Here is a 9,272-nt window from a genome sequence, read left to right on the forward strand (position 1 = left end):
ACGCGGACCTGGACCCGAACGGCGGCGGGACCGGCACCGTGAGCGTCGGCGTGGTGCGCGCCCGCTCCAGCCAGACCCCCCGCGACGCGGGCCCGCTCGTCTTCACCACCGGCTCGGACCTGCCGTCGTCGGCACAGCTGCCGGTCTGGCTGTCGCGGGGCGGCGCCGACGTGCTGCAGACGCACCCGATCGTGGCCGTCGACCGGCGCGGCATGGGCATGTCGAACCCGATCGACTGCCGCGACTCGTCCGACCGCCAGATCATGCGCGACCAGGCGCAGTTCCAGACCGGCGACGATCCCGTCGCCAACCTCTCGGACGTCGCGAACACCGCCACCACCAACTGCACCGACGCCATCGCGCCGGGCGCCGGCGCCTACGACAACGCCCACGCCGCCTCGGACATCGAGCGGCTGCGCACGCTGTGGGACGTGCCCGCGGTCGCGCTGGTCGGGATCGGCAACGGCGCCCAGGTGGCGCTGGCCTACGCCGCGACGCGCCCCGACAAGGTCGCCCGGCTGATCCTCGACTCGCCAGTCGCGTTGGGCGTCAACGCCGAAGCCGCCGCCGAGCAACAGGTCAAGGGCCAGCAGGCCGCGCTCGACGCGTTCGCCGCCCAGTGCATCGCGGTGAACTGCGCGCTGGGCGCCGACCCCAAGGGCGCCGTCGGCGCCTTGCTGGCCGACGCCCGCGCCGGCAAGGGCCCCGGCGGAGCGTCCGTCGCCGAGGTGGCCAACGCCATCACCGTCGCGCTGGGCTTTCCCGCCGGCGGCCGCGTCAACGCCACCACCAACCTGGCCAACGCCCTGGCGGCCGCCCGCTCCGGCGACACCAACCAGCTGACCAACCTGATCAACCACGCCAACGCCACCGAGGACTCCGACGGCCAGTTCGTCAACACCTGCAGCGACGCCGTCAACCGCCCCACCCCGGACCGGGTGCGCGAACTGGTGGTGGCGTGGGCCAAGCTGTACCCGCAATTCGGCACCGTCGCGGCGCTCAACTTGGTCAAATGCGTGCACTGGCCCACCGGTTCGCCCCCGGCGCCGCCGAAATCGTTGAAGGTCGACGTCCTGCTGCTCGGCGTGCAGAACGACCCGATCGTCGGGACCGAAGGCGTCGCGGCGACGGCGGCGACCGTCATCAACGCCAACGCGGCCAGCAAGCGGGTGATGTGGCAGGGCATCGGCCACGGCGCCAGCATCTACTCGCCGTGCGCGGTTTCCCCGCTGATCGGCTACGTCAACAGCGGCAAGCTGCCCGGGACCGACACGTACTGTCCCGCCTGATACTTTGCGCTTCGTGACGGCAGCTGACTCGACCCGAACCGGCCTGCGCGATCGGACCCTCGCCGCCTTTCGTCCCGGTAGCGGCGCGCCGAGCACCGCGGCGATACTGCGGTCCGCGTTATGGCCGGTGGCCATCATGTCGGTGCTGCACCGAAGCATCATCCTGACGCTCAACGGCAACATCACCGACGACTTCAAGCCGGTGTACCGGGCGGTGCTGAACTTCCGGCGCGGCTGGGACATCTACAACGAGCACTTCGACTACGTCGACCCGCACTACCTGTATCCGCCCGGCGGCACCCTGCTGATGGCACCGTTCGGCTACCTGTCCTTCACGCCGTCGCGGTACCTGTTCATCCTGATCAACACCGTGGCCATCCTGATCGCCTGGTACCTGCTGCTGCGGTTGTTCAACTTCACGCTGTCCTCGGTGGCCGCGCCCGCCCTGCTGCTGGCCATGTTCTGCACGGAAAGCGTCACCAGCACGCTGGTGTTCACCAACATCAACGGCTGCGTGTTGCTGGCCGAGGTGCTGTTCTTGCGCTGGCTGCTGGACGGGAAGGTGCGGCACCAGTGGTGGGCCGGGCTCGTGATCGGGTTGACGCTCACGCTCAAACCGGTGCTGGGGCCGTTACTTCTGCTGCCGCTGCTGAACCGCCAGTGGCGGACGCTGGTGCCCGCGTTCCTGGTCCCGATCGCCATCAACGCGGCCGCCTGGCCGCTGGTCAGCGATCCGATGGACTTCGTCACGCGCACGCTGCCCTACATCGGCGGCGTCCGGGACTACTTCAACAGCTCGATCGAGGGCAACGGCGTGTACTTCGGCCTGCCCACCTGGCTGATCGTCGTCCTGCGGCTTCTGTTCACGGTGCTCGCGATCGGCGCGCTGTGGCTGCTCTATCGCTATTACCGCACCCGCGATCCGCTGTTCTGGTTCACCAACTCGTCGGGCGTGCTGCTGCTGTGGTCGTGGCTGGTGTTGCCGCTGGCCCAGGGTTACTACTCGATGATGCTGTTCCCGTTCCTGATGACGGTCGTGCTGCGGAGTTCCCTGATCCGCAACTGGCCGGCGTGGCTGGGGATCTATGGATTTCTCACGCTCGACGACTGGTTGATCTACCGGTACATGAGGTACGGCCGCGCGCTGCACTACCTCAAGATCACCTACGGCTGGTCGCTGCTGCTGATCGTGGTGTTCACGGTGCTCCTGTTCCGTTACCTCGATGCGAAGGCCGAGGACCGGCTGGACGACGGCATCGATCCGGCGTGGGTGCCGGTTGGGCGTGACGAGGCTAACGTGGACGCATGACCAGTCCGAAGGTGCAGCTGTCCGACGACGAGTGGCGCCGAAAGCTCAACCCGCAGGAGTTCGAGGTGCTGCGCCGCGCCGGCACCGAGCGGCCGTTCACCGGTGAGTACACCGACACCAAAACCGAAGGCATTTACCAGTGCCGGGCGTGTGGCGCCGAATTGTTCCGCAGCACAGAGAAATTCGAGTCGCACTGCGGCTGGCCGTCGTTCTTCGACCCGGCCGACTCCGACGCGGTGATCCTGCGGCCCGACCACTCGATGGGGACCACGCGCACCGAGGTGCTGTGCGCGAACTGCCACAGCCACCTGGGCCACGTGTTCACCGGCGAGGGCTACCCGACGCCGACCGATCAGCGCTACTGCATCAACTCCATCTCGCTGCGCCTGGTGCCCGCGGGGACGTAATCCCTTTCGGGCGCCGCCGCCGCGCGTCGGCCGCCGCGTCGCGACGCGTCGGCCGCCGGCTGCCTGGTGTCGGCTGCCGCGACACTTAAACCACGCAGACGACACGCCGCAAGGCTCCGCCATCGTTTAAGTCTCGCGGAGCCTGCGGGAGCGTCGTGACGTCTTTCCCGGTGTGGACGACGTGTTTGTCGGCAGCGAGGCATTGCGGCGGGGAGCCCTGAGCCGGCACCAGCTGCGAGCTCAGTTTCGCGCGATATATCCCGACGTCTATCTGCCGGCCCACGCCACGCCGTCGCTCCGGACGCGTTCCGTTGGGGCGTGGTTGTGGTCGGACCGCCGCGGCGTGCTCGCCGGACTTGCCGCGGCCGCCCTACATGGTTCGCGGTGGATCGACGACGACGAGCCGATCGAGCTGATTTGGCGAAATCCGCATCCACCGACGGGCGTGATCGCCCGCAACCAGCGAGTCGGACCCGACGAGGTCACCCGTGTCAACGGGCTGCGGGTGACCTCTCTCGCGAGGACGGCGTTCGATTTGGCCAGGCGGCCGCCCAGCGGCGAGGCGGTAGCGCGACTCGATGCGCTGATGCGCGCGACCCCGTTCTCGAGCGAGGAGGTCATGCTGCTCGCCAAGCGTCACGCAGGGGCCCGCGGACTGCGGACGCTGCGCACAGCGCTTCCGCTGGTCGACCCGGGCGCGGCATCCCCGAAGGAAACGTGGCTGCGGTTGCTGCTGATCGACGCCGGGCTTCCCGCTCCCACGACGCAGATACCGGTGCAGGTGAACTGGCGACTCGTTGCCGTCCTCGACATGGGTTGGGAGGAATACAAGGTGGCCGTCGAGTACGACGGCGACCACCATCGCACCAACCGCAGCCAGTATGTGCGGGACCAGGATCGGCTCCGCAAGCTTGCCGAGCTTGGCTGGGTTGTGATCCGGGTGATCGCCGAGGACAAGCCCGACGACGTGGTACACCGCGTGCGGGCCGCCCTCGCCCGTCGTGGATGCCGCGACACTTAAACCACGCACACGACACGCTGTAAAGTCCCGCCACGGTTTAAGTCTCGTGGAAGGAGCGAGCCTGGCGCGAACGCGGGCCGCCTCGCTCGAGGCAGGCCGCCAAGTGAGACGAACTCAGTCCACCCGGGTGGCGTGCACTTCCCAGAACGGGGCGTGCGCGCGTGCGCCCTCGAGCCAGGGCTCGACCACGCGGAAGCGCTCGAGCAACTCCCGGGCCTGATCGGCCATGTCGGGATTGCGCGCGGCCATCAGCTCGATGGACTCGACGCTGATGTTGACCTGATAGGTGGTGGTGCCGAGATACGTGATCTCCCAGCCGCCCGCGGGAAGCACGTCGCGAAAATCGTTCTCGGACAACGACCGCAGCATCTTGAAGCCGTTGATGTTGTGTTGTCCGAACTCGAACATGTACAGCCGCGCGCCCGGTTTGGTCGCGCGGTGCAGCGCACGCACGTAGGACTGCCGAAGCTCGGACTCGGTGCTGAACGTGTGGTAGAAGGCGCAGTCGACGACCGTGTCGAACCGGCCGTCGAACCCGTCCAGCTTGGTGGCGTCGGCCAGCTCGAAATTGACCGACACCCCGGCCTTTTCGGCGTTCTGCCGCGCGCGCTCGATGGCTCCGGCCGCCCCGTCGATGCCGGTCGCCGCGTAGCCCTTCGAGGCGTAGTAGATCGCGTGATGGCCCGGCCCGGTGCCCGGGTCGAGCACCTCGCCCTTGATCGCACCGAGCGCGACCAGCTGCTGGACCACCGGCTGGGGTCCGCCGATGTCCCACGGCGTTGCGGTGGGCAGGCCGTGCGACGTCCGCTCATCGCGGTACATCTGCTCGAAGCGGGTGGGATCGTTGGGGTCGAAAGCGGTCGTCATGGCAGCGCGTTCACCAACTGCTCGACCGACACCCGCGGACCGGTGAAAAACGGTGTCTCCTCGCGGGTATGCCGCCGCGCGTCGGTCGCGCGCAGCTCGCGCATCAGGTCAACGATGCGGTGCAGTTCGGGCGCCTCGAAGGCCAGCAGCCATTCGTAGTCGCCGAGCGCGAACGCCGGCACCGTGTTGGCGCGCACGTCCTTGTACTCGCGGGCGGCCATGCCGTGTTCGGCGAGCATGCGGCGCCGTTCCTCGTCGGGCAGCAGATACCACTCGTAGGACCGGACGAACGGATACACGCAGATGTAGTTGCCGGGCTCCTCGCCCGCCAGGAACGCCGGGATGTGGCTCTTGTTGAACTCGGCGGGCCGGTGCAGCGCCACGCTGCTCCACACCGGTGTGCAAGCCCGTCCGAGGGTGGTGGTGCGCCGGAAGTCGGCGTAGGTGGCCTGCAGCGCTTCGATGTTTTCGGCGTGCGTCCAGATCATGAAGTCGGCGTCGGCCCGCAGGCCCGCCACGTCGTAGAGGCCGCGCACCACGACGCCGCGCTCCTCCTGCTGCTTGAAAAACCGCGACGCGTCATCGATCACGGCGTCGCGCTGTTCCCCGAGCTCGCCCGGCCGCACCGAGAAGACGGAGAACATCAGGTACCGGATCGTGGCGTTGAGGGTGTCGTAGTCGAGCTTGGCCATGGAACCTATCGTGCCACTTTCAGATCGAGGGCCTCGACCGCGCGCCCGGCCGCCCCGACGCACGCCGGCACCCCGATGCCGTCGAGGTAGCTGCCGGCCACGGCGAGCGTCGGCGGCAGACCTGCCCGAATCTCGGCGACCAGCTCCGCGTGGCCCGGCCCATACTGGGGCATGGCGTCGATCCAGCGCTGCACGCGAGCGTCGAGGGGGTCGACGGCCAGCCCGAAAACGTCGACCAGGTCGCTCACCGCCCAGCCCAGCAGCTCGTCGTCGGAAACGCTGGTGGCCACGTCGTCGCCGCAGCGGCCGAACGACAGCCGCAGCAGCTGGGCGTCCCCGCGGGCGCCCCATTTGCGCGACGAGAGCGTGATCGCCTTGCCCCGCAACCGCTCCCCCGTCGCGACCAGCACACCGGAGCAGTCCGGGAACGGCGTGCCGCCCGGCACGGCGAGCGCGACCACCACCGACGACGCGTTGGTGATCCGGCCTGCGGCGGCGGCGCTGCCCGGGGCGATCTCGGCGAGCAGGCGTGCCGCGCGGTGGGCCGGGACGGCCAGGATCACCGCGTCGGCGTACCAGCGCGCACCGGTGTCGTCCAGCAGCGACCAGCCGGCCTCGGCGCGGGCCAGCCGCTGCACCCCGGCCCGCACCCAGTGCGGCCGGGCGCGCGCGACGAGCGCGTCGAGCAGCACCTGGTAGCCGCCGTCGAGCGCACCGAATACCGGAGCGCCGGTCGCCGGCGGCAGCGACTGCCGCACCGCGTCCGTCAGGCTGGAGGCGCCGCGGTCCAGGGCCGCCGCGACGCCGGGGGCCGCCGCGCGCAGACCGATGGTGGCCGCCGACCCCGCATACACCCCGCTCAGCAGGGGATCCACCGACCGGGTCACGACCTGCTCGCCGAACCGCTCCCCGACCAGTTCGGCCGTCGCGGGGTCGCTGCCGGGCCGCCAAGCGAGAGGCCGGCCGGGTTCGTCCTCGATGCGCGCGACGGTCGCCGCGTCGACCAATCCCGCCACCGAGGCGGCCGACGACGGAATCCCGATGACCGTGCCGGTGGGCAGCGGATGCAGGTTGCGCTGGCTGTAGATCAATGGGCGCGCGCCGGTGGACACCAGTTGGCGGTCCGACAGGCCGAGCTCGGCCAGCAGCGCCGGCATCTCGGGCCTGCGCAGGATGAACGCCTCAGCGCCCACGTCCATGGTCTGCCCGCCGACACGCTCGGTGCGCAAGATGCCACCCAGCCGGTCGGCGGGATCGAACAGGGTGATGTCAGCGTCGTCGCCCACCGCGGCGCGCAGCCGGTAGGCCGCCGTCAGCCCCGAAATCCCGCCCCCGACAACGCAATACGACGGAGAAGTCATAGGGAGTGGACCAGCGACACCAGGTCGGTCAGCACACCGGGGTCGGTGTCCGGCAGCACGCCGTGGCCAAGGTTGAAGACGTGACCGGTCGCGCCCGCGTCGACGGCTTGGCGGCCGTCCTCGACGACGGCGCGAGCGGCGCGTTCCACGGCCGGCCACCCGGCCATCAGCACCACCGGATCGAGGTTGCCCTGCAGCGCCGTTCCGGGCGCGACCCGGCCGGCCGCGTCGGTCAGCGAGGTGCGCCAGTCCACGCCCACGACCGTCGCGCCGACCGTCGACATGGCGCCCAGCAGTTCGGCGGTGCCGACCCCGAAGTGCGTCATCGGCACGCCGTATTCGGCGAGGGCGCCGAAAACCCGGGCGCTGTGCGGTTGCACGTAGGTGCGGTAGTCGGCGAGTGACAAGGCGCCCGCCCACGAGTCGAACACCTGAATGGCGTCCACCCCGGCCTCCAGCTGCACCCGCAGGAAACCGACGGTGATGTCGGTCAGCTTCTCCATCAGCGCGTGCCAACTGTCCGGTTCGGCCAGCATCATCGCCTTGGTGCGGGCGTGGTGGCGGCTCGGTCCGCCCTCGATCAGGTAGGACGCCAGGGTGAACGGCGCCCCCGCGAAGCCGATCAGCGGGACCGCGCCGAGCGCGGCCACCAGCAGCGTGACCGCATCGGAGACCGGCTGAATCCGTTGGCGGTCAAGGGGTTTCATCGCATCGACGTCGGCGGCGGTGCGCACCGGAGACGCGATCACCGGCCCGACACCCGCGACGATGTCCAGGTCGACGCCCGCGCCGAGCAGCGGCACCACGATGTCGGAGAACAATATGGCCGCGTCGACGTCGTGGCGCCGCACCGGCTGCAGGGTGATCTCGCAGACCAGCTCGGCGTCGAAACAGGCCGACAGCATGTCGGTCTGGGCCCGCAGCGCCCGGTATTCGGGCAGCGAACGGCCGGCCTGTCGCATGAACCACACCGGGGGCCGGCCGGGTTTGCCGCCGGTGACGGCGGCCAGATACGGCGACTCGGGGAGGTCGCGACGGGTACTCATCGTCCTCAATGCTGCCACGGCGGCGGCCCCGTCCCCGCGCTGCGTACTATCAACGACCGTGCCAGTCAGCCAGCCTCCGGTGAATTACGGCGAGTTCCCCAGCCTGCGCTGCGAAGTGGGCGACAACGGCATCCTGACGCTGGTTCTCGACGCCCCCGGCCTCAACTCGGTCGGCCCGCAGATGCACCGCGACCTCGCCGACATCTGGCCGGCGATCGCCCGCGACCCCGACGTGCGCGTCGTGCTGGTCCGCGGCGAAGGCAAGGCCTTCTCGTCCGGCGGCAGCTTCGACCTGATCGCCGAAACCATCGGCGAGTACGAGGACCGGATCCGCATCATGCGGGAGGCCCGCGACCTCGTGCTCAACATGGTCAACTTCGACAAGCCGGTCGTCTCGGCGATCCGCGGACCGGCCGTCGGGGCGGGCCTGGTGGTGGCCCTGCTCGCCGACGTCTCGGTGGCCGGTCGCACGGCGAAGCTGATCGACGGGCACACCAAGCTGGGCGTGGCCGCCGGCGACCACGCCGCGATCTGCTGGCCGCTGCTGGTCGGCATGGCCAAGGCCAAGTACTACCTGCTGACCTGCGAAACCCTGCTCGGCGAAGAGGCCGAGCGGATCGGCCTGGTGTCCACCTGCGTCGACGACGACGACGTGCTCTCGACGGCGACGCGGATCGCCGAGGACCTGGCGCGGGGCGCGCAGAACGCCATCCGCTGGACCAAGCACAGCCTCAACTACTGGTACCGCATGTTCGCGCCCGCCTTCGAGACCTCGCTCGGCCTCGAGTTCCTCAGCTTCAGCGGCCCCGACGTGCAGGAGGGTCTGGCCGCGCATCGCGAGAAGCGGCCGGCCCGATTTACCGGCGGAAACGCCTCCTGAGCTGGCTCGATACGCCCGGATGAGGTCTGGTAACGGCTTGGTCGCGGTCGGCGCGCCTGGTTTCGCCTGTCGGCCGATGGGTCTACCGTCGGACCCTGTGACCCGTGCCGCGACGACGAAGAGCGACCGGGATGAACAGGAGCGGCGCCAAGTGACCTCAGCTGAACCGGAGCCATTCCGCGAGGCGGTAGCGGCGATGAACGGCGTCACCGTGCGGTCGGAAATCGAGCTGGGCCCGATCCGCCCGCCCCAACGCCTGGCGCCCTACAGCTACGCGCTGGGGGCCGAGGTCAAACATCCCGACCGCGAGATCATCCCGGAGCGGTCCGACGGCGACGCCTTCGGCCGACTCATCCTGCTGTACGACCCGGAAGGCGCCGACGCGTGGGACGGCACCATC

Annotated in this window: 10 protein-coding genes; 6 read left to right on the plus strand and 4 right to left on the minus strand. The window is 69.7% G+C overall.

Annotated features, from left to right (window positions below; genetic code table 11):
* The 4 genes from A9X03_RS13625 to A9X03_RS13640 form a co-directional block, all read left to right on the plus strand.
* The coding region (locus A9X03_RS13625) for an alpha/beta hydrolase (protein ID WP_156746553.1) at positions 1 to 1,289 on the plus strand (1,289 nt) is incomplete at its 5' end.
* 4 nt (positions 1,290 to 1,293) lie between these two features.
* Positions 1,294 to 2,598 (plus strand): arabinofuranan 3-O-arabinosyltransferase, encoded by a 1,305-nt coding sequence (gene aftC, locus A9X03_RS13630; RefSeq protein ID WP_068261515.1) that lies wholly within the window; start codon positions 1,294 to 1,296, stop codon positions 2,596 to 2,598.
* Positions 2,595 to 3,005 carry a peptide-methionine (R)-S-oxide reductase MsrB gene (msrB, locus tag A9X03_RS13635; RefSeq protein WP_068261518.1) on the plus strand — a complete coding sequence of 137 codons (411 nt, stop codon included), beginning with the start codon at positions 2,595 to 2,597 and terminating at the stop codon, positions 3,003 to 3,005. The genes aftC and msrB overlap by 4 nt, the downstream gene beginning before the upstream one ends.
* A gap of 172 nt (positions 3,006 to 3,177) precedes the next feature.
* Complete coding sequence (locus tag A9X03_RS13640) at positions 3,178 to 4,026, plus strand: endonuclease domain-containing protein (protein ID WP_068019286.1); 849 nt, start codon at positions 3,178 to 3,180, stop codon at positions 4,024 to 4,026.
* A 114-nt stretch (positions 4,027 to 4,140) separates the two neighbouring features.
* Here A9X03_RS13640 and A9X03_RS13645 read toward each other — a convergent pair whose 3' ends face one another.
* From A9X03_RS13645 to hemE, 4 genes are read right to left on the minus strand one after another with little or no spacing between them, the layout of a single operon-like run.
* A complete protein-coding gene (locus A9X03_RS13645; RefSeq protein WP_067756051.1) occupies positions 4,141 to 4,893 on the minus strand; it encodes a class I SAM-dependent methyltransferase in 753 nt (250 codons plus the stop codon).
* Positions 4,890 to 5,585, minus strand: coding sequence for a hydrogen peroxide-dependent heme synthase (gene hemQ / locus A9X03_RS13650; protein ID WP_067756046.1), 696 nt, complete (start codon positions 5,583 to 5,585; stop codon positions 4,890 to 4,892). The genes A9X03_RS13645 and hemQ overlap by 4 nt, the downstream gene beginning before the upstream one ends.
* A 5-nt stretch (positions 5,586 to 5,590) precedes the next feature.
* Positions 5,591 to 6,946 (minus strand): protoporphyrinogen oxidase, encoded by a 1,356-nt coding sequence (locus A9X03_RS13655; RefSeq protein ID WP_067756044.1) that lies wholly within the window; start codon positions 6,944 to 6,946, stop codon positions 5,591 to 5,593.
* A complete protein-coding gene (gene hemE / locus A9X03_RS13660) occupies positions 6,943 to 7,992 on the minus strand; it encodes a uroporphyrinogen decarboxylase (RefSeq protein ID WP_067756041.1) in 1,050 nt (349 codons plus the stop codon). The genes A9X03_RS13655 and hemE overlap by 4 nt, the downstream gene beginning before the upstream one ends.
* A 58-nt stretch (positions 7,993 to 8,050) precedes the next feature.
* Between hemE and A9X03_RS13665 the strand changes: the two genes are divergently transcribed.
* Together A9X03_RS13665 and A9X03_RS13670 are read left to right on the plus strand one after the other, a co-directional pair.
* Positions 8,051 to 8,872: an enoyl-CoA hydratase/isomerase family protein gene (locus A9X03_RS13665; RefSeq protein ID WP_067756038.1), complete on the plus strand. Its 822-nt coding sequence runs from the start codon at positions 8,051 to 8,053 to the stop codon at positions 8,870 to 8,872.
* A gap of 76 nt (positions 8,873 to 8,948) precedes the next feature.
* The coding region (locus A9X03_RS13670; protein WP_156670129.1) for a DUF3000 family protein at positions 8,949 to 9,272 on the plus strand (324 nt) is incomplete at its 3' end.

Origin of the sequence: Mycobacterium sp. E1715 (genome assembly GCF_001667625.1) — a bacterium.
GTDB lineage: Bacteria > Actinomycetota > Actinomycetes > Mycobacteriales > Mycobacteriaceae > Mycobacterium.